We start from the raw sequence: 19959 nt of genomic DNA on the forward strand, positions 1-19959 counted from the left end.
AGATGTAGCTTATACTAAGACGTTAGATAAAATCAGGGAGAAGATTTCATGTCTGAAGCATTATTCGGTGGATGTCAGTGCGGCAAAATCAGATTTGTTGCACACAGCCTATTAAACAACCCGCATGTTTGTCATTGCCGGATGTGTCAAAAAGCAGTGGGGAATTTTTTCGCCGCTTTAGTCGGTGTCCCATTATCAGATTTTTCCTGGACTCGGGGGCAGCCTTCCGTGTTCAGGAGTTCTGAATTTGTCGAGCGTGGGTTCTGTTCAAACTGTGGGACGCCACTATTTTTTAAACATGACAAGAATAAGCATATTTCACTCTCAATTGGTTCCTTCGATGAACCGAAGAAAATCCCGTTGAAATTTCAGTTAGGTATGGAGAATCGACTTCCACAGGTTGACCAGCTTCGTGAGCTCAAAGATTACGGGACAACTGAAGACAATGATCCCGATGGATTTCTTGCCATAAAAGTGTCAAACCGTCAGCATCCTGACCATGAGACAACCGACTGGCCAGAAAAGTGAAGGATAAGAAAAACTTAAGGTTCCTGAATGACCATAGTCAGATGTCCGTCTTCATCGGAGTCTGAAATGTACAAGATTGTTTGTATACATGACCACACTGGCGGCCTGGTGGAAGGCATCAACTATATCCACGCGATTTGGGGCGGGCCAGATAATTATGCTTTCTATGCTGATGCAATTTCGAACTCAGAGAAAGATATGAAGCGCATTCCGCAGTTCTTTTTACTGCTCTGTGGGCAAGAGATCGTGGGATGCTTTGGTCTGATCATGAATGACTTTATCAGCCGGCATGATTTATATCCCTGGCTCTCGAGTGTGTATGTTTCCCCTGAGCATCGGGGACAACGCTTATCCGGGAGAATTTTTGAACATGCCAAAGCAATTGTAAAAACAATGGGATATGAAAAGTTATATCTCACAACCGGACATGATGGTTTGTATGAAAAATTTGGCTGGCAACGAATCGAAGACGGCTATGATCTTCATGGAGAGGCGAGCCGGATTTATCAGATGGTGCTTTGAGATGCCTGTACACCATTGAAATCGAGGCGCTTGCATCATCGTTCGTTGTATCGCAAGGAAGATAAATGGATGACGAATGACAGTAATGATCGGGTACAAAAAGAAATTGATGATTTGTACCGCAATCAAGCCCGTAAAGTGTATGCAACCTTAATTCGATTGCTGGGCGATTTTGAACTTGCGGAAGAGGCACTTCATGATGCTTTCAGTGCCGCGCTGACGCAGTGGCGACAGGAAGGAATTCCGGACAACCCCAGTGCCTGGCTGGTTTCTGCAGGCCGCTTCAAAGCGATTGATTATTTGCGCCGTCAGAAACGCCAGGGTGAGATTCTTTCAGAACTGCTCGAATCCCCGATCGATTCACCCGTGATATCCAAAAGCAGCGAAGACTCGCGCGAACCGGATGCCGATGTGATTGAAGACGATCAGCTGCGTCTGATTTTTACCTGCTGTCACCCGGCGATTGATCCTAAAGTGCAGGTTGCGCTGACACTCCGGGAAGTCTGCGGCTTAACCACGGAAGAAATTGCCAGCGCCTTTCTGACAACACCATCCACAATGGCGCAACGCATTGTGCGAGGGAAAGCCAAAATCCGTGATGCCCGGATCCCCTTTCAAATCCCGTCTCAAAGTGAACTGCCGGACAGAATTGAGTCTGCACTGTCTGTGATTTATCTGGTTTATAACGAAGGGTACTCCGCCTCTGCGGGGGAGCATGTGATACGGTGCGAGCTGACGGCAGAAGCGATTCGCTTGGCGCGTTTAATGCTGTCTTTGTTACCGGATGCTGAAGTCTCTGGTTTACTGGCACTGATGCTGCTCACCGAATCCCGTCGGCCAGCCAGAACGGATTCGGATGGCGACATCGTTCTGCTTGAAGCGCAGGATCGAACCTTATGGGATGCATCTCTGATTCAGGAGGGGATAGCATTGGTCCAGAGCGCTCTGGGGACCCGAGATTTTGGTTACTACACGATTCAGGCTGCAATCGCTGCCGTCCATGCTCAAGCGCCGGATGCTGACAGCACGGACTGGCAGCAAATCGTGTCACTTTATTCTTTGCTGCTTCAGGTCGCACCATCTCCCGTGATTGAACTGAACCAGGCCGTTGCTGTGGCGATGTGTGAGGGGCCTCAGGCTGGTCTGGTTTTAGTTGAGCGTCTGCTGGCGCAAAAAGTCCTGCAACAATATCATCTGACTTATGCGACCTACGGAGAATTGTTGAGTCGGGCCGGTCGAAATCAAGAGGCGATTGCGGCATTTGAACACGCTTTGAGCCTGACCCAGCAAGTTCCTGAGCAACGTATTCTCAAGCGTAAACTGGCGGAACTTTCCTCATCGAAATAAAAAAGTGAAATTTTTTTTCACGCGCTGTCGATTTCACGAATCTCCACTCGACTATTGTGTAGAGAGCAGAAAGGAGTGCTCTGAAATTCATTTGAATCCACACATATTGGAGAAGCACAATGAAAGTCATGGTCATCGTGAAAGCAAGCGAAAGTTCGGAAGCCGGTAAAATGCCAAGTCAGGCGTTATTGCAGGCAATGGGTGATTTTAATGAAACCCTGGTCAAAGCAGGCATTATGGAGGCTGGCGAAGGATTGAAGCCCAGCAGTGAAGGTGTTCGGGTGCGTTTCGATGGACGAGATCGTTCCGTAACGAAGGGGCCTTTTGCGGAAACGAATGAACTCGTGGCCGGTTATTGGGTGTGGAATGTGCGCTCAATGGAAGACGCGATCGCGTGGGTGAAAAAATGCCCGAATCCGATGGAAGAAGCCTCTGACATTGAAATCCGTCCTTATTTTGAAATGGATGATTTTGCCGGGATCGATTCTGATGGTTCGGTTCGGGAGCAGGAAGACAAATTACGGCAAACACTTTCGATGCAAAAAGCTCAGTCGAACTGCTATCTGTTTTTTTCCGGGCGTTGTGACGAAGCGCTTGAATATTATCAGAAGCATCTGGGTGCCAGTGTTGGTTTGATGTTCCGGTTCAATGAAAGTCCTGACCCGATACCTGAGGGGATGTTACCTCCGGGCTTTGAAGAGAAGGTCATGCACTGTGAGTTTAGGATCGGGGATATGAAAATTTTCGCTTCAGATGGTTGCGGTGATGAAGGGCCTTTTACCGGGTTTAACCTGACGTTGACGATTGATTCTGAAGACGAAGCGCGCCGGGTGTTTGATGCGCTGGCTGATGGTGGATCTGTGCGGATGCCGCTTGAGAAAACCTTTTGGTCACCTTTGTATGGTCAGGTGACGGATAAGTTTGGTATTGGCTGGATGGTGATGCTGCCAGGCAGCGACACCAACCCGCAGTAAACTTTTTCAACTCAAACAAGGAGTGTGGCTGTCATGAAATATGTGGCTTTGGTGTATTACGACGAGTCTCAAATGAAATCACTGACGCAAGCCGAATGGGATTCGCTGAATCGGGAGTGCATGGATTGCGGTGAATCTCTGCGTTCCCGGGACTATATGATTGGCGGTGAGGCGCTGCTTTCTACCCAGACTGCAACGACGTTGCGTGTCCGGAATGGCAAGATTGACATCACGGACGGACCGTTTGCCGAAACTAAAGAGCAGTTGGCTGGCTTTTATTTGCTGGATGTCCGGGATCTGAATGAAGCGATTCAGGTGGCGAGTAAAATTCCGCCGGCACGCTATGGCAGCGTTGAAATCCGGCCGGTACGCGAGCTTCAGGCAGAAAATAATGTGGGTTATCAAGACGCAGATGTTCGGTGAGCATCATTTGCAGAGGAGAATCACCATGAGTTATGTAGATGGCTTCGTTTGTGCTGTGCCGACAGATAAACGAGACGAATATCAGCAGCATGCTGAAGCGGCCGCGCAGTTATTCAAAAAGTACGGTGCTGAGCGTGTAGTGGAAACCTGGGGAAATGATGTACCGGACGGAGAAGTGACTTCATTTCCGTTGGCGGTTCAGTGTAAGCAGAATGAAACTGTGGTGTTTTCATGGATTCAGTGGCCGTCAAAAGCGGCACGGGATGAAGGTATGGCGAAGTTCATGAAAGACCCATTCTGTGACCCGAAAGAAAATCCCATGCCTTTTGACGGGAAGCGCCTGATTTATGGTGGTTTTGAAACCATCGTCGATTGTTAGTTTCAGCTGAACTTTAAATGGGAAAGCAAGCAGATATCCACGAATGAGTTCAGACCTTTTCTGAACTCATTCATCGTCAGACTAGGCAAGTTGACGTTCTCTGGTAGAATTCTGGTCCTGCAGCCAACTCTGAACACGGGGAAGGCACCTGAAACTAGCCTGGAAATGACTCAATGAGCCAACAGCAACCCAATAACCCTTTACATGGATTAACACTTGAGAAGGTGCTAACCCGTTTGGTCAAACATTACGGTTGGGATGGGTTATATGACAAAATCAACATCAACTGTTTTTATAACGATCCTTCCATCAAGTCATCGCTGAAGTTCCTGCGCAAAACCCAATGGGCAAGAGACAAGACCGAGACCTTGTACATCAATACATTTCATTAAGGAATTGAAATAGCATCATGCTATCGGCGATGAGTATTACGATTTGTCACGGTTGCTGATGTGCTTCTGATGGGAACTGGAATATTGCTCCGGACGTAGTTTCGGAGCAAATCTTGTTTTGACGATGAATGATGCCTTTTGTTGTCCCATATTTTTGAGTTCCTGTTTTAGAAAGTGTTATTCAGGCATATTTTTCTGAAGTTGTTGAAGGTATGGTGACTAAGCCATGCGATATCAACATCGCGTCTGAAGTGAAAAGGAGTTTCAACGATGTATACCGGAGAATGCCATTGCGGCAATGTACAATTAAAAATTAGTCATTTAACGAAAACAGCGACACGCTGTAATTGCTCTGTTTGTCGTCGATATGCTGCATTATGGGGTTATTTTACAGAGTCAGAAGTTGAAATCACTGTTGGCAAATCTGGTCTTGAAAGTTATGAACACCGGGACCGCTACATTTCGTTCCACCGCTGTCAAAACTGTGGCTGTATGACGCATTACACATCAACACCGAAAGCTCAAAGTGATCGGGTCGCAGTGAATTATCATATGTTTCCAATGGCAGTGACATCGTCTGTGCATGTACGCCATTTTGATGGCGCAGATAGCTGGAAATTCCTGGATGAATAACTGAGAAGGGCTGATGAACCAACGGATGAATGCTTTTCTTGATGGTTGCGTACAGAAAACACTGTCATACCGTGGGGTCTTTTCTTCTGAATCATGTGAAAACAATTTGAAATGACAGTGCTTCCCCCAACGTATTGATTCATCTCTGGGGGATGCATAAACATTGTAACAAAGTGTAATTATTACTTGTGAATTTATATTTTTATTATTTTAACTACAGGTAATGTTGTCATTATATATTGTTCTTAAATCCGGATTCGCTGTTATTAATGATGCTGTCATTTTTCATGATTTTGTGAAATTATTAACTGAAAGTTAGATAATTACATGTTGTTTTATTGTGAAAATTGGTTTGATTGAAATGAAATGTTTTAAATTGAGTGGATTCAAACTTGGCTTGTGGACGGTGCGTTCTTCTGTTCTATATTTAAACCTGCGAAAACAGTTGGCTTGAAAATGATTTCGCATCATTCATGGAATTGAATGGTTATATTATTTTAAATAACAGGATAAAAGAATGAACAGGAAACTGATCGTACTTGCATTAGCGGGAATCTGTATTTCCGGTGCAAATGCAAATGCAAATGCAAATGCAAATGAACTCACTCACTTTGTCGAGATGGATGAAAAAGCAACCTTTATTGAGGGTGAAAATGTCGTCCAGGTACCCGCTGCAGATGCATACTTCCAGCCGCGTGAATATTCGATCGCAGAGAAAGCTGCTGCCATGAGTGCAGTTGCGGTTTCAGCAGATGGTACCCAATACAAAGCAGAGATATCGGAAGAAACTCTGGCACTTTTAGAAAGCGCAGTCAAAACGATGCAAGCACAAGGATTAGATGCCAGCATCTTTACGACAGAGCCGCATGAGCCGACGAAGCCTGTTCTGCCCGATGATACTTTCTCAACACTGAAAGTAATTGGGGCGGACAATCGGGTTCGGGTGACAAACACGACATCAGCACCCCACTCCTATAATGGCCGGATTGATGTTGGCTGTACGGGAACTTTAATCACCAAAAAACATGTTTTAACCGCAGGCCATTGTGTCTCGAATGGTTCAGGAACCTGGTATAAATCGCTGAATTTCACTGCAGGTCAAAATGGCTCCTATAAGCCTTGGGGAACTGCAACCTGGAAAAATGCGGTCACAACGACGGCATGGCACAATAATGGCGATACAAACTATGATTACGCCATCATTGTACTGAACAGTGAGCCTAACGGCGGTAATTCGGGCTGGGGAACCTATTCTGGCGGTACGCACAGCGTAACCGGTTATCCGGGTGATAAGCCTTTTGGCACGATGTGGACAGATTCCGGTTCAACCGATGCTATTTCTTCCCGTCGTGTTTGCTATACGCTTGATACGGCTGGTGGTCAGAGCGGTAGTGGCATTAAAGATAGCAACAATTATGTCAGGGGTGTGCATACGACAGGTTCTTCAACAAGAAACTGTGGTACTCAAATTACAAGCACCGTCTATAACACGCTCAAAGATTGGATCGCGAAGAATCCTTAATCAACCCATAAATCATAAAACGAGGGAGGCTCAACGATGTTGGGCCTCTTTCATGAGGAAACATGATGAGATACGTTGCGATAATATTTCTGATGCTGCTGCAGGCATGTACGGCGACAGACTCGTGGAAGCGAGTCATGATTTTGGGAAGTGCAGAGGCGAATGATCCTGTGTTGGCACAGGTGGAGGTGTTTGAGAAAAATGGCCTGGTGAAGGATGTGACTGTTCTGGAATCGTTCCCGGTGCAGATATGGCTGACGGCATCACAGGAGACGATAGATAGTTTGCAGCAAATTCCCCGTAAGTAAAGAGTCGCCTGTTGACGGACTGGATGAATCTGAATTTTTGGATTGACGCGACCGATGTTGTAAAGCATCAGCCATATTGTTATCCGGTTATTTGCTGAAAAAATTACGATTCTGAGATGCTCAGCCGCATCAAGTGAAATGATATTTTTGCGGGGCTTCAGTGGCCCCATGGCTGGAAATGCGTTTGATATAAATGATCATGAACAAAATAATTGCGTTACTGTGCTGTTTTTCTTTTGGTGCTTCTGCTGCAGAAAGTGTGTGTTTTGGAACAACGTCGAACGGTCATTTGGAAAATGGCAAGCAGTTACCGGCGGAAGGGCCAAACTTTGTTGGATATAGTGATATTGCCAGGTTGCTGGGGCGGACTTATGTTCATTCAGAAGTTTACAGTATCATTCTGGATGCGTATTCAGGTCTGGAGAAAAAGGCTCCCGGCAAGGTCTTTAAATATGCTGAGACAGGTTTCAAATCTGGCGGGAAATTTTATCCGCACAAAACTCACCGAAATGGTCTGTCTGTTGACTTTATGACGCCGGTTGTCAATCAGAAAGGGCAGTCGGTACATTTGCCAACTCATCCGTTGAATAAATTCGGATATCATATTGAATTCGACCTTCAGGGGCATTATCAAACACTGACCATCGATTATGAGGCGATGGGTGCCCATCTTATCGAGTTACATCAGGAAGCCATCAAAAGAGGATATGATCTTTGGCGGGTGATTTTCGATCCTGATCTGCAACCATACCTGTTTCAGACTAAGTATGGTGATTACTTGAAAAAGCATATTCAGTTTTCAAAACGACGTTCATGGGTCAGGCATGATGATCATTATCATGTTGATTTTGAAATACCATGCGATGAAATACCTGCCAACAAAAATAAGGCATAACCTTTGCGGAAAGCTGCTCATCACTATTCATGAAGCGTTCAACGAAACCTTTCGTATTTCCCTTTCTATGCGTTTTTTTCCGGAAAACGCCAATGTTTTTGCTGAGTATCAACAGCCCTGATGGGATCGATGGCGTCTCAATCAACTGAGCCGTCAGAACCGCTCAGGCAGTGATGCCTTTTGTTTATACGTTTTGCTTGTGCGGGCGTGTAACAATTGGCGATCACTGTGACGATATCAAACCCACCTTTAGTGTATATTTTTATCAATAAGACAATACCTTAAGAATATTTGCACGAAGTGTGATTAGGTGCCAGTTTTATGTTCATTGTTGCATAATTTTGCGCATGTAGTTTGATATTGATTCCTTTGTTTGCCAAGCCATTTGATTTAACATTTTTTTAACCTTGTGTTTAGTCAACAATGTGTGCGTTAAATCGCTTCTTAATTGTTGGCTAAAAACAAGGAGTCACAAATGCAAGTATGCATGACAACAACAAAGACACTGCTCGCGACAGTGATTAGTGCAACGATGCTTACCGGTTGCTACTGGAAAGATCCAACGAGCGCTGCAGCATATGTGAGCAGCGAGATTGAACGTGACGCTGTCGTTGAACATCTGGAAGAACTTGAAGCTCGTGCTTCGAAAACGACAGACGGCAATTCAGTGACACGTGCTGCGGGAACCGATGGTTACCAGTACTCGGTGGATTACATTATCGATGTCATGAAAGAGCATGGCTATCGTGTTTCTACTCAGGAATTTGATTTCCGTGCATGGGAAGAATTAAGCGGCACGAAGCTGAATGTTAATGGTGTTGATTTGATCAGCACTCGTGAAGCCGGGGAAGGTGTAGAACCGGATTATGCGGTGATGTCTTACTCCGGTAATTCGAATGGCGAGCTGACTGGACCTATTGTTTTTGTGACGCCAGATTTCAACTTTGGTTCACCTGATTACGATGACACGGATGGCTGTGAAGCGACAGACTTTGCCGGTAAAGATGTGGTCGGAAAAGTGGCGGTGATTCAGCGCGGTGGCTGTTCTTTCAGCGATAAGGTTGTCAACGCCCAGAATGCTGGTGCGAAAGCAGTGATTGTCTTCAACCAGGGGAACAGCGAAGGCCGTAAGGCTGTCGTCAACGGCACACTGGGTAGTGATACAGCTGCCGCAATTCCTGCATATGGTGCGCGGTATGACTTGGGTAAGCAGTGGTTTGATTTAAGTGTTACGCAAGCGGTACCTGTTGCACTGTCCGTCAATGTGAAGGATGAAATGGTTGTCACGCAAAACGTCATTGCTGAAACCAAGCGCGGAAATCCGAATCAGGTTGTGATGCTGGGAGCGCATTTGGACTCTGTTCCTGAAGGCCCGGGGATTAACGACAATGGTTCAGGTACTGCGGGTCTGCTGGAATATGCGGTGACGCTGGCTGAAACGAAAGCACCTGTGAAGAACAAGGTTCGTTTTGCCTGGTGGGCTGCAGAAGAAGCGGGTCTGGTTGGTTCTGAATACTACACGAATGAACTGTTCGCACCGATTTACGATCAGGCACAGAAAGAAATTCTGGAAGAACTCGGACTGGAAGATCCAAGTCAGCTGACAGAAGAACAGATTGAGATGGTTGAAGCGCGTTACAGCAAACTGAATAAAGTGAAACTGTATCTGAACTTCGACATGATCGGTTCGCCAAACTATATCTATGGCGTGATGGATGGTGACTTGTCTGATACGAAAGACAGCCCGGATAATGCCTATACCGGTGATTTCAAACCGCCTTATGGTACATCGGATATCGAGTCTATTTTCAATCAGTTCTTCGGCGCCAAGTCTGAATCAACCATTCCGCAAGCACTTTCCAAACGCTCTGACTATGCAGGTTTTGCGGATTGGGGGGTTGCGTTCGGTGGTCTGTTCACTGGCGCTGAGAAAGTGAAGACTGCAGAGGAAGTTGAGAAATTTGGTGGTGAGATCGACGTTGCTTATGACAAGTGCTATCACCAGGCTTGTGATGATCTGAATAACATTAGTCAGGAAGCTCTGTATACCAATACTCAGGCGCTGGCTTATGTCACGACTTATTACGCATTCAGTAAGCCGCTGTTCCCGCCAAAAGAAGAACCGGCTGCGAAATCAATGACGCGTATGCAAGGTGTCTCTGAGCCAGTACAGAAACTGCGTATTGGTGAGAAGCTGAAAGCGGCAGAAAGTCATTCTGACCACGGCCACTTCCACGGTGACTTTGATCAGGACCGTCAATAATCATTTGATGTTTGTTCATGATGTCACAAAAGCCACGCAGATCGATGCGTGGCTTTTTTCTTTTTTCAGTGAGGTGATTCAATTATGATTCATCTTAAAAGCAGGGATGAATTCTGGGTCATATCGGAAGTGAAGCGTGAATATCACAATTGATGAATTAGAAGCCGGTGATGTTATTGCTGTGACTGAATTATGGCGTATGTCGATGCAGCGTGCGACAGGTATTCCGGCAATTCATTCTTTTGAGTCTCAGGCATATTTCCTGAAAGAAATTTTGGCAAAGACTCATGTTCTTTATGTTGCATGTATTGAAGAATCACGAATTCCCGTCGCGTTTATGGCTGCAAATGATCAGGAAATCAGTCAATTATATGTACATCCGGATAGCCAGTCTCTTGGTATCGGGCGTCAACTGCTCAATCTTGCAAAGAAAAATGCCAAGGGTTCCTTAAAATTGCGGACATTCGAGGTGAACGTCAATGCCCGAAACTTTTATGAAAGACATGGTTTCGTTGCAATAGGCGGTGATAGTGAAAATGAAGAGGGCATGCCGGATATTTTGTATGAATGGAAAGTGGGATAGTGAGATTCAGGCCATCTCATGACCGCTATTCCTGTCGTCATATCTGGTGAAATTGTGTCGAAAGTTTGAAAAGGACAGATTGTGTTTTCAACGCTCTTTCAGAAAGAAAAGCCCGCGGTTTACCTGGGTACACTCGCGGTCGCACCGAATGGGAACATCAATAAATTCGAGCGATGGTTGAACGTTACGGATTATCAGATGGAAGACGAGATGCAAGTGAAGCTGGAGGAGATCTTTTGTCTTCAGCGCGCTACATCCGATACACAATTTCAAAAAAACGATCTGATTCTGGATGTTGTCATTGTGAAATTACAGAATGGGAATTTCATCGATATCTGGTCCGGGGAAGGACTTTTTTTCTCTGTGTTTTACAGACCCAAGATCAAACTGGTTTCCCGGTTATGTTATGCCCGGTCGAAACAAACGAAAGAAACATTCGAGGTTTCTCAAACCGTGCCATGGTCTGCTTTTGTTAAAAAGTTTTTCACCTTCCGCGGATTTTTTGGGATTCGGCCGTTATTCAGCGACCGGGAAATGGAAGTCTTGCTCATGCAAGGCTGTTTAGCGTTGCTGGATAAGATGCGGAAAAGGATTTAAAGCGCTCACTGTGAATGCTCATGTACCGTACATCAAAAAAAAGCCGAAAACCTTGTATTCGCCGTGCATCTCAAAAGGAATGACATTTGAAACAACCGATTGTGGGCTATCATCAGGATGAAGAGGGAGACTGGGTTGCGGAACTTGGCTGTGGCCATTTTCAGCATGTCAGACATCGTCCGCCGTTTATATGTCGGCCCTGGGTCACAACGGCAGCGCGCCGGAAGGAGCAGCTGGGATTCCTTTTGAATTGTAAGAAATGCGATCTGGGTGAACCGGCTGATATCAAACCCGTCTGACTTCAGACGAAGGACTATCGTTTATTTTCAGAAAAGGAAGCACTGATGAACAAACATCATAAGGGGCAGACTCACCCGAAAGTGGACGGCTATATCCAAAATACCAGCCAGTGGCAGGATGAAATTCTTCTGGTGAGAAAGATCGCCCTGGATTGCGAGTTGACGGAAACCCTGAAGTGGGGGAAGCCCTGTTATACCTGTCAGGGGAATAATATTGTTATCTTGCAGGGATTTAAGGCATCTTTTTGTGTGCTCTTTTTGAAAGGGGCATTACTGGATGATTCTGCTGAAATTCTGGAAGCGCCGGGTGAGAACACACAGTTAGCCCGGAGGGCGCGGTTTACTGGTCTGGATGAGGTCAAACGGCATACGGATACACTCAGCCGCTATATCAGTCAGGCCATTGATATTGAAAAATCAGGGGTTCAGTTTGACTTTAAGACGACTGAGGCTTTTGAGGTGCCCGAGGAGTTTCAGACAAAACTCGAGGAAATGCCCGAGCTGAAGCAAGCGTTTGAGGCTCTGACGCCGGGTCGGCAGAGAGCTTATCTTTTACATTTTTCCGGCGCCAAACAATCCCGGACCCGTTCCTCCAGAGTTGAACAATGTATTCCTCAGATTTTGGATGGGAAGGGCCTGAATGACAGGTAATCAGTCTTTTGGTGAATCTAGCTTGATGAATAAACAAGAAATAAAGGTCACGCTCAGAGATATTACAATCCGAGAGCGTCCAACACTCGAAAACCTTTTTCAGTATTATCTTTATGAACTGTCAGCTTTTTTGAAGTGGAACCCGAATGACGACGGTGTATATCCGTTTAATGCGCTGAGCCTGCACAAGTATTGGGAAAGGGAAGACCATTCTCCATACTTTATTTTTCAAGGGGATGAACTAGCAGGTTTTGCGCTGGTGCGTTTATACCCCGGTACTCAGTCTGCGTACGATGTTGAACAGTTTTTTGTTCTCCGAAAGTTCAAAGGGCAAGGTGTCGGCAGGCAAGCATTGCAATGTATTGTCAACCGCCATCCCGGACAATGGCAAATTCGTGTGTTACTTGAAAACACACCCGCACTGACATTCTGGAAGTCTGCAGTGCACAGTATTGTCGGAGAGCGTTATACACTTTCAACAGAGACAGATGTGGACTTGCTTATGTATTTCATATTATTTCATGTCTAAGCGTAACTTTCTGGTATTTATCGAAAGATGTCATTTTGAACAAAGGGAATATAAAGGTTAAGCATGGAATTAGTTTTGCTCTCTTCTGATTTAGAAGCGGCATTTGCCGACTTCTATCACGACTTTGTGAATCACGATCCTGAAAATGCCGGTTTTTATTAGCAAGGGACAGAAAACTTCTCGGCTTATGTTCAGCAATTACGAGATGAGGAGAAAGGCATCAACCTGCCAGAAGGTTATGTCCCGTGCAGCCATTTCTGGCTGATTGAGAACGCAGTGATTCTGGGAGCAATCCGGGTGCGTCATCACATCGAGAATGATTTTCTGGCTCTGGAGGGCGGACATATTGGTTTCGATGTTGCACCGTCTTATCGTGGCCGGGGTTATGGAAAAAAGATGTTGAAACTGGTGTTGCCCAAAGCCAGCGAATTGGGTATCCGGAAGGCACTGATCACTGCGGATGAAGATAATATTGCATCCCGGAAGGTGATCGAAAATAACGGGGGAATATTTGAAAATGTGGTGATGGGAAAAGTGTTTCCCGAACCGATCGCCCGTTATTGGGTCTCCTGTGACTGCTGAGTCGTTGCCTGCCATGAAAGCTTTCTGACGATACCCGGCTGGTTGTTCATTGGCTCAGAGAACAACAGCCGGGTATTATTCTTCCGGGATGTGATCAACGTACCTTATTTTCCCTTGTCTGCCGGTTCCTTTCCCTGAAATCAGGGCTAGTTTTATCTGGAAATAGCTACATCCGAACACTTCAACTGTTAAAGCGGTAAGGAGAAATCGTATGTCTTTTACAGTGATTAAAGGTGAATTTGTTCCGCAAGCTGGCAGACCGGACGGGGATTCAATCCGTTTTCGGCCGGATGATCCGACTCCCTTGTTCCAACTCAAACGTCGGGGCAGACCACCCAGAATCAGTACCAGCACCGGGACGATTCAGTTGCGGTTTGAGGGAATTGATACGATGGAATCAAAGGCGGCCACACCTTTTTCATCGAATGCGACAGTCAGCAATCTTGAATTATGTGGTGTGCCTGAAGGTGTCGGGACTGCACGAGGGTATATTTTAACCAATCAGATTGGCCCGAACGGACGCCCCATTGCGTTTGTGTATCTGGGTGACCCAGTTGAACCCGACGGTTCTCAAGTGTATTTAAACGTTGATCGCATGAAAGAGAGTGTGAATTATCAACAGATTACTCGAGGCCATGCATATCCTTTATTTTACGATACGCTGTTTGACGATTTGCGGATCGCGTTAGCACAGGCGGTCGTCGAAACCCGAGCGACTCGCCAGAATATCTGGGCTGATGATATGACCAATAAAGGGGCGGTTTACTCTGGTGAATCGTCACTTTCAACGATGAAACCCATTTTCCCTAAACTCTGGCGACGGCTTGATAAATACAGCCGCGATCCGGATATTGCACACCCCAATCATTTGGCAGAATTTCGTGAGTATCTGGAGTCTCTGAGAGAAGAGCGCGTTTTTGTGGTGTCTGAAGGTAAAATGACTGGTTTAGATAACGTGGTTGAAATCGAAGGGGACACCGTGAAATTAAAATATTTACCTGAAGATTTGATTGTGATGTCAGTTTGATGTGTAAAAGGTGCAACCTACAACAATGACATGACGAGCGTAAAGCTCGTCATCTTGTTTGGTTATCGGTTGAACTCCGCCAACAGGTTCCTTAAGACAAGTTGTTCTTCTGTTGTTGTGCCCTGAAGTGGTTTTCTTGGCATGCCGGCATTCATGCCTTGAATGACCAGTCCGGCTTTCACCACTTTCGGAATACCCGCGGTGACCATCAATCTTAAAAGCGGCAACTGCCGGTAGAAAATGTCCTGTGCGGCTGCGAGCTCACCTGAAGAAACCAGCCGGAACAGAGTTTTGGGTCGTCTGCCCAGCAGATTAGGCGCAGCGGTACACCATCCACTGGCTCCGGCACAGAGGGCTTCAAGCGCTAAAGGATTACTCCCGTTGTAAAAGGGTAACTCTCCAGAAGACAGTTCATAAAGCCGGTGCATTCTCTGAATGTCGCCTGAACTTTCTTTCACCATGGAAACATTCGGAATCGTTCGGAACATCCTGACCAGTAGTTCAGGGGACATATCAATGCCACTGGTGGCCGGATTGTTATAGACCATGATTGGCAGAGATGTCGCTGCGGCGATCGCCTGATAATAGTCAAAGATCTCTGTATCCGAGAGCTTCCAGTAGGAGGCGGGAATGACCATGATGGCATCTGCCCCCACGGATTCAGCAAACCGTGCTTTCAGGATGGCCTGGCTGGTGGTCAGCTCGCCAATACCAATCATCACCGGAACCCGTTGGTTCACCGTTTTCACTGTGTATTCAGCAACCTGCTTCCATTCATCCAGGCTGAGATAGGCGCTTTCGCCCGTGCTGCCCAGTGGCGCAATCGCATCGCAGTCTTGATCGATCAGGTTTTCCAGTGTTTGACCAAGCACATCAAATTGAATTTTTTCCCCGTCATGACTGAAGGGCGTAATTGGGTAAGCAATAATACCGGAAAGTTGCATCGTATTTTCCTCAAAGACAATCAGGGTGATTTTTCAGTGCTTGTCGGACGTAGTAAGCAAAATTGACTTTATTTCGCTTATCCGTGGAGACCCAGTCATGGGCTTCACGCGCCAGGGACTGTGGCAAGGGCTGAATTTGCCCGGCAGACATCGCGAGCAGCTGCAGCTGTGCAGCGCGCTCAATCAGAATGGCCAGGTTGCAGGCTTCTTCAATGGTTTTACCGACAACCAGTTGTCCGTGGTGTGCCAGTAATACGGCGCGGTTTTTGCCCAGTGATTTGGAGATGATGACGCCTTCTTCATTGCCGACAGGCACGCCCGGCCAGTTGCTGAGAAAAGCACAGTCTTCATACAAACCACAGGTATCCATCTGAGCAATGGTCAGGGGCATCCGCAGCATCGATAGAGCCGCGACGTGTGTCGGATGTGTATGGATAATGCAGTTGACGTCCGGATGCTCTTTGTAAATCCAGGTATGAAATCGATTTGCCGGGTTGGCCATGCCTTCACCATCCAGCGGGATCAGGTCCTGATCAACCTCAAGCAGGTTCTCAGCTGTTATTTCATCAAATCCCAGTCCAAACCGCTGCGTAAGAAAAGTCTCGGAGGGTTCCCGGCGGCAGGTGATCTGTCCGGCCAGACCGGCGTCATGACCTTTATCAAACAGAATGCGGCATGTGAGTGCGAGCTTTTGCCGTTCAGTGAGGGCGGCATCTTCAATCAGGTCGGTCATACGTTCCTGTGCGGTTCGCATGAGTTCCTGCTTGGGAAGCGTAGCAGTTTTCATTATCGGCTCCTTTTGTTGCATCACGTCATTTGTCCCGGGATACTAACGGTCATCTGGACCAGAAATAACATCCAGATTTAAAATATGTAATGGTCCAGATGGAGGGGGGAATACATGCAAAGACCCTGGCAGATGAAATACTGGCTGGAAGAGAGCCAAGGACAGTCGTTCCACCGAAGGCTGACAAATCAGCTGGTGCGGGACATTCAGGCAGGCAGATTACAACCCGATACCATGATGCCGGGATCACGGGCTCTGGCTGCGGAGCTGGGGGTAAACCGGAAAACCGTTCAGCTTGTTTATGAAGAGCTGGAATCGCAAGGTTGGCTGGTGACAAAACCAAGGCGCGGCACATTTGTCGCCTGTGTATTACCAGAGCAGGATTTATCGGCAGAAAATCTGGCATTGGTGAACGGCGTAACGCAACCCCGGTTGCCATCAGCGCTGATGCGCTCGATGTCTGAGGTAGCCATGACAGCTGAATATGGAGTACCGGTTGCGAACGACGGGATACCGGATGACCGGCTAATCCCTTATGAAGTGTTATCGCGGGCTTACCGGCGAGCAATTATTCATGCGAGCCGGCTGGCAAAGTTGGGGTACGGTGATCCTCGCGGAACCACTGAGCTGCGCAGTGCCGTGCGGAACATGCTGACGATGGACAGATACATGAAGGTTTCAATGGCCCAGGTCTGCATTGTCCGTGGCAGCCAGATGGGCATTTATCTCTCCTCAAGGCTCTTGAATCCTGAAAATGGTGTCATGGTTTTTGAGGAGAGGTGCTACCCGCCGGCAATGGCTGCTTTTGAATCGAATGGATTTCAGATCGTCCGTTGCAAACTGGATAAACATGGTCTGGATACAACAGCGCTGAAGCGGATACTTGAGCACCATCAAGTCGCGGGTGTTTTTACCACGCCCCATCATCAGTATCCGACAACAGTGACGATGTCGATGGAGCGGCGGTTGATGCTGTTAAAATTGTCTAAAATTCATCACTTCGCTGTGATTGAAGATGACTATGACCATGAGTTTCATTTTGAATCCAGACCGATTCCTCCGCTTGCCAGCTTACCCGGTTCAGAGAATGTGATTCACATTGGTTCGATGTCAAAAGTGTTCGCCCCCGGCCTTCGGTTGGGCTATCTGGTCGCGGATGAAAGGTGGATTGACAGAGCGGCTCAGGAAGTGATGCTGATAGACCGGCAGGGAAATACACTGACAGAATTGGCGGTCTCCGATCTGATGGAAGCGGGCGAGGTGAAAAAGCATATCCGGAAAGTCCGGAAATGTTATGAAAGCAGGCGGAACTTTGCAGCCCGGATGTTTCAGCAGGTGTTTGGCGATCAAGTCCGTTTTGATTTACCGGCGGGCGGAATGGCTTTATGGATAGATATTTCAAAACTGACTGCTGATCAATCGTTCAATATTTCAGAGCTGAAACAATATCAATTCGAACGATGTGATGCGGGTGAAAAAAGCGAACTGAATCATATTCGTTTTGGCTTTGGTGCATTAAATGAAGATGAAATCCGGGAATCTGTCAATCAATTGGCTTCAGTGCTAAGGTGAGACTGATTTTTAAAGGTGACGGCTCCGAGTGATCTCAAGTTGTGAATCAAAATTTTCAGGGAAAGAATCATGATTTTTCGCAATCTGAAAGGCGCGGTTATACCGGGCCTGTTTCTGATGATATTGACTGGATGTGCGCATACGGCTGGGGCTGATGCTTTATTATCAAACTATCAGGGTCATTATATGTGGGTTGATGAACCGGGGAATCAAGCAAACCCGCTGGCAGTGAAAGCGGCAAAGCAGGTCTGCGGTTATGAAGCCTATGCGAATAAAAAGTACAGCTATCAAAAGTATCAGATGTTTCTTTGTATGGAAAAGTTGGGCGTCTATCAGATGCTAGTCCCCAAACTGCCTGACTATGAATCACTTGCAGGAGATATGTGAATGGAAACCAGTCGAGCGATTGTGACAGAGAGGCTCCTCTGAACACCGGCTTCTGCGGATGATATTGCGAACGATGTACCGGAGTGGCTTCACCAATGGCCGTTACAGATATATTGATTATTACAATGGTCAGGACAGTGAACACTATTTGCAGGAAAAAGTGAATGAACGCTGGAAGTCGGTTTACGGGAATCAAGAGCATGAATATCTGACAATGTGGTGGGCGAAGGAATTTATCTGGCTGAGTAATCAGCAGTTTATTTTCAAAAAGCCTGCAGAATCCGACCCGAAGATGAGTGCTTATTATCTGGCTGCTTTTTAATGGGTTGTTGGCGTCTGACTTTTCTCCGGTGATTCCGTGTGTACGATTGAATGGAGCCGGATGAACAAGGGCAGACAAGGAAATGTGTTTCAACATTAGTTCATGCCGTATAACACAAGGAAAAGGAATGATTCGAATTGAGCAATATACCGACGACCGTCAAGAGGAAACCGGTGCACTCACAGTAAAAGCTGACCAGGCTGAATTTACCATTGGCAGAATGCCAGAAATCCTGGCGAAATTACAATCTCATGAGCACGCTTGTTTAATTACAGTGAATCGTCCGGTCGCTGGATTTTTATTCTGGATACAGACTATGCCGAGACGTATCGTTTTTGTCCCGAAGGCGCATTGGGTGTGAGATCGTTACTGATCGATCAAACATTTCAGGGACAAGGCATTACCAGTCAGGGGATAAGCGCATTGCCAGCGTATGTCAGCATTCATTATCCGGATGTGCAGGCACTGTATCTCACCATGAATTGCCGCAATATGCCTGCTTATCCGTGTTATTTGAAGCCAGGATTTCGTGATACAGGTGAGTTGTATCATGGTGGGCCTGCTGGTCCGCAACATATTTTCTGTCTGCATCTTTCTGGCGAGAATGAGATGGCCTGCTAGCCTTAGTGGGTTCGTACCTATTTTGTTCATTCAAAAGGGAAAATGTATAACCGTAATCTGGCTGATCCGGACGGGCATGTCTGGGAAGCGGTGTGGATGGACATGGCGGCCTTACCGTCAAAAGAGTGAAGAATTCATCTCAGCATAATGGAGTTTTGCGATGGAAAATGTATTGATTACCGGCGCATCGCGCGGCATTGGTCTTGAACTGACAAAACAGTTTCTTGCACGGGGAGATAAAGTGATCGCCACATACCGTGGTCAGCCTGGCAAGGGGCTGGATGATCTGGCGATATCATCCAATTTATATTTGCATCCTTTAGAAGTCACCGATGAAAAAGCAGTGAATGCGTTTGCAGCGTCGATTGCTGATCATGTCGATATCTTAATCAACAATGCCGGTGTGATCGGACCGGAAGCACAAAGCCTGGAAACTCTGACAGAGAAAGGCTGGCTGGAAACGTTTGCCGTGAATACCATCGCACCGTTCATTGTCAGCCGGGCATTTCTGCCTAATCTGAGACGTTCGGAACGCCCCAGAATTGTGACTGTCTCCAGTATGATGGGTTCACTCAATGGCGAAGGAACGGGTATGTATGCATACCGAAGTTCGAAAGCTGCCGTGAACAAAGTGATGCAAGTACTGGCAATAGACTTGCGTGAGGATGGCATCACGGTTTGTCCGATTCATCCGGGCTGGGTGAAAACTGATATGGGCGGCGAGGGAGCTGAAATCACTGTGCAGGAAAGTGTCTCGGGGATCGTGAAGCTGGTGGACAGACTGTCGCCAGAGATGAGCGGTCAATTTTATACCTGGGAAGGGAAAGTGCATGCCTGGTGAGAGGAATCACTAAGCAAGTAATGAAGACGGA

Annotated in this window: 26 protein-coding genes and 1 pseudogene; 25 read left to right on the top strand and 2 right to left on the bottom strand. The window is 46.7% G+C overall.

Translation table 11 applies throughout. The annotated features are described in order from the left end of the window. Positions 1 to 48: 48 nt before the first annotated feature. The 19 genes and pseudogenes from ACYP03_RS09930 (at position 49) to ACYP03_RS10020 (ending at position 14454) form a co-directional block, all read left to right on the top strand. Entirely contained in the window at positions 49 to 528 is a 480-nt protein-coding gene (locus tag ACYP03_RS09930; protein WP_459779508.1) for a GFA family protein, read from the top strand. Positions 529 to 594: 66 nt separating this feature from the next. Next, on the top strand, positions 595 to 1050 hold the full coding sequence (locus ACYP03_RS09935; protein ID WP_248139841.1) for a GNAT family N-acetyltransferase: 456 nt from the start codon (positions 595 to 597) through the stop codon (positions 1048 to 1050). Between the two features lie 69 nt (positions 1051 to 1119). Further along, positions 1120 to 2397 carry an RNA polymerase sigma factor gene (locus ACYP03_RS09940; RefSeq protein ID WP_459779510.1) on the top strand — a complete coding sequence of 426 codons (1278 nt, stop codon included), beginning with the start codon at positions 1120 to 1122 and terminating at the stop codon, positions 2395 to 2397. Positions 2398 to 2516: 119 nt separating this feature from the next. Beyond that, positions 2517 to 3371, top strand: a complete 855-nt coding sequence (locus ACYP03_RS09945) for a YciI family protein (protein WP_330959642.1) — start codon at positions 2517 to 2519, stop codon at positions 3369 to 3371. 33 nt (positions 3372 to 3404) lie between these two features. Beyond that, positions 3405 to 3794, top strand: coding sequence for a YciI family protein (locus tag ACYP03_RS09950; protein WP_330959641.1), 390 nt, complete (start codon positions 3405 to 3407; stop codon positions 3792 to 3794). A gap of 25 nt (positions 3795 to 3819) precedes the next feature. Further along, a complete protein-coding gene (locus ACYP03_RS09955; RefSeq protein WP_459779512.1) occupies positions 3820 to 4173 on the top strand; it encodes a DUF1428 domain-containing protein in 354 nt (117 codons plus the stop codon). 173 nt (positions 4174 to 4346) lie between these two features. Then, positions 4347 to 4565, top strand: coding sequence for a VF530 family protein (locus ACYP03_RS09960; protein ID WP_459779513.1), 219 nt, complete (start codon positions 4347 to 4349; stop codon positions 4563 to 4565). A 270-nt stretch (positions 4566 to 4835) separates the two neighbouring features. Beyond that, positions 4836 to 5198 carry a GFA family protein gene (locus tag ACYP03_RS09965; RefSeq protein WP_459779514.1) on the top strand — a complete coding sequence of 121 codons (363 nt, stop codon included), beginning with the start codon at positions 4836 to 4838 and terminating at the stop codon, positions 5196 to 5198. 517 nt (positions 5199 to 5715) lie between these two features. Continuing rightward, on the top strand, positions 5716 to 6720 hold the full coding sequence (locus ACYP03_RS09970) for a trypsin-like serine peptidase (RefSeq protein ID WP_459779515.1): 1005 nt from the start codon (positions 5716 to 5718) through the stop codon (positions 6718 to 6720). Positions 6721 to 6785: 65 nt separating this feature from the next. After that, positions 6786 to 7028, top strand: coding sequence for a hypothetical protein (locus tag ACYP03_RS09975; protein WP_459779516.1), 243 nt, complete (start codon positions 6786 to 6788; stop codon positions 7026 to 7028). Positions 7029 to 7227: 199 nt separating this feature from the next. Continuing rightward, the gene (locus tag ACYP03_RS09980) at positions 7228 to 7923 is read left to right on the top strand and encodes a penicillin-insensitive murein endopeptidase (protein WP_459779518.1); all 696 of its coding nucleotides are present in this window, start codon (positions 7228 to 7230) and stop codon (positions 7921 to 7923) included. Between the two features lie 475 nt (positions 7924 to 8398). Continuing rightward, the gene (locus ACYP03_RS09985) at positions 8399 to 10186 is read left to right on the top strand and encodes a M28 family metallopeptidase (RefSeq protein WP_459779519.1); all 1788 of its coding nucleotides are present in this window, start codon (positions 8399 to 8401) and stop codon (positions 10184 to 10186) included. A 136-nt stretch (positions 10187 to 10322) separates the two neighbouring features. Beyond that, on the top strand, positions 10323 to 10769 hold the full coding sequence (locus tag ACYP03_RS09990; protein ID WP_459779521.1) for a GNAT family N-acetyltransferase: 447 nt from the start codon (positions 10323 to 10325) through the stop codon (positions 10767 to 10769). An 81-nt stretch (positions 10770 to 10850) separates the two neighbouring features. Next, positions 10851 to 11366 carry a hypothetical protein gene (locus ACYP03_RS09995; protein ID WP_248139862.1) on the top strand — a complete coding sequence of 172 codons (516 nt, stop codon included), beginning with the start codon at positions 10851 to 10853 and terminating at the stop codon, positions 11364 to 11366. A gap of 86 nt (positions 11367 to 11452) precedes the next feature. Beyond that, positions 11453 to 11665, top strand: coding sequence for a DUF3565 domain-containing protein (locus ACYP03_RS10000; RefSeq protein ID WP_459779526.1), 213 nt, complete (start codon positions 11453 to 11455; stop codon positions 11663 to 11665). 45 nt (positions 11666 to 11710) lie between these two features. Continuing rightward, a complete protein-coding gene (locus tag ACYP03_RS10005) occupies positions 11711 to 12316 on the top strand; it encodes a YdeI/OmpD-associated family protein (RefSeq protein ID WP_330959634.1) in 606 nt (201 codons plus the stop codon). Further along, positions 12306 to 12845 carry a GNAT family N-acetyltransferase gene (locus tag ACYP03_RS10010; protein ID WP_371929384.1) on the top strand — a complete coding sequence of 180 codons (540 nt, stop codon included), beginning with the start codon at positions 12306 to 12308 and terminating at the stop codon, positions 12843 to 12845. The genes ACYP03_RS10005 and ACYP03_RS10010 overlap by 11 nt, the downstream gene beginning before the upstream one ends. A 63-nt stretch (positions 12846 to 12908) precedes the next feature. Next, positions 12909 to 13427: pseudogene (locus tag ACYP03_RS10015) on the top strand (GNAT family N-acetyltransferase). A 211-nt stretch (positions 13428 to 13638) separates the two neighbouring features. Next, positions 13639 to 14454, top strand: coding sequence for a hypothetical protein (locus ACYP03_RS10020; RefSeq protein WP_248139870.1), 816 nt, complete (start codon positions 13639 to 13641; stop codon positions 14452 to 14454). 62 nt (positions 14455 to 14516) lie between these two features. On the opposite strand, the gene ACYP03_RS10025 is transcribed toward ACYP03_RS10020, so the two are convergent. Next, on the bottom strand, positions 14517 to 15398 hold the full coding sequence (locus ACYP03_RS10025; RefSeq protein ID WP_459779529.1) for a dihydrodipicolinate synthase family protein: 882 nt from the start codon (positions 15396 to 15398) through the stop codon (positions 14517 to 14519). Between the two features lie 10 nt (positions 15399 to 15408). After that, complete coding sequence (locus ACYP03_RS10030; RefSeq protein WP_248139873.1) at positions 15409 to 16185, bottom strand: aldolase; 777 nt, start codon at positions 16183 to 16185, stop codon at positions 15409 to 15411. Positions 16186 to 16299: 114 nt separating this feature from the next. On the opposite strand from ACYP03_RS10030, the gene ACYP03_RS10035 reads away from it, so the two are divergent. The 6 genes from ACYP03_RS10035 (at position 16300) to ACYP03_RS10060 (ending at position 19928) form a co-directional block, all read left to right on the top strand. Further along, positions 16300 to 17757 carry an aminotransferase-like domain-containing protein gene (locus tag ACYP03_RS10035; RefSeq protein ID WP_459779531.1) on the top strand — a complete coding sequence of 486 codons (1458 nt, stop codon included), beginning with the start codon at positions 16300 to 16302 and terminating at the stop codon, positions 17755 to 17757. A gap of 69 nt (positions 17758 to 17826) precedes the next feature. After that, positions 17827 to 18144 carry a hypothetical protein gene (locus ACYP03_RS10040; RefSeq protein WP_459779534.1) on the top strand — a complete coding sequence of 106 codons (318 nt, stop codon included), beginning with the start codon at positions 17827 to 17829 and terminating at the stop codon, positions 18142 to 18144. 58 nt (positions 18145 to 18202) lie between these two features. Further along, complete coding sequence (locus tag ACYP03_RS10045) at positions 18203 to 18466, top strand: hypothetical protein (protein WP_459779536.1); 264 nt, start codon at positions 18203 to 18205, stop codon at positions 18464 to 18466. A gap of 127 nt (positions 18467 to 18593) precedes the next feature. Beyond that, a complete protein-coding gene (locus ACYP03_RS10050) occupies positions 18594 to 18827 on the top strand; it encodes a hypothetical protein (RefSeq protein ID WP_459779538.1) in 234 nt (77 codons plus the stop codon). Further along, positions 18824 to 19087 (top strand): hypothetical protein, encoded by a 264-nt coding sequence (locus tag ACYP03_RS10055; RefSeq protein ID WP_459779540.1) that lies wholly within the window; start codon positions 18824 to 18826, stop codon positions 19085 to 19087. The genes ACYP03_RS10050 and ACYP03_RS10055 overlap by 4 nt, the downstream gene beginning before the upstream one ends. 160 nt (positions 19088 to 19247) lie before the next feature. After that, on the top strand, positions 19248 to 19928 hold the full coding sequence (locus ACYP03_RS10060) for an SDR family oxidoreductase (RefSeq protein WP_459779541.1): 681 nt from the start codon (positions 19248 to 19250) through the stop codon (positions 19926 to 19928). Positions 19929 to 19959 lie beyond the last annotated feature (31 nt).

Source organism: Photobacterium sp. R1 (genome assembly GCF_054600795.1).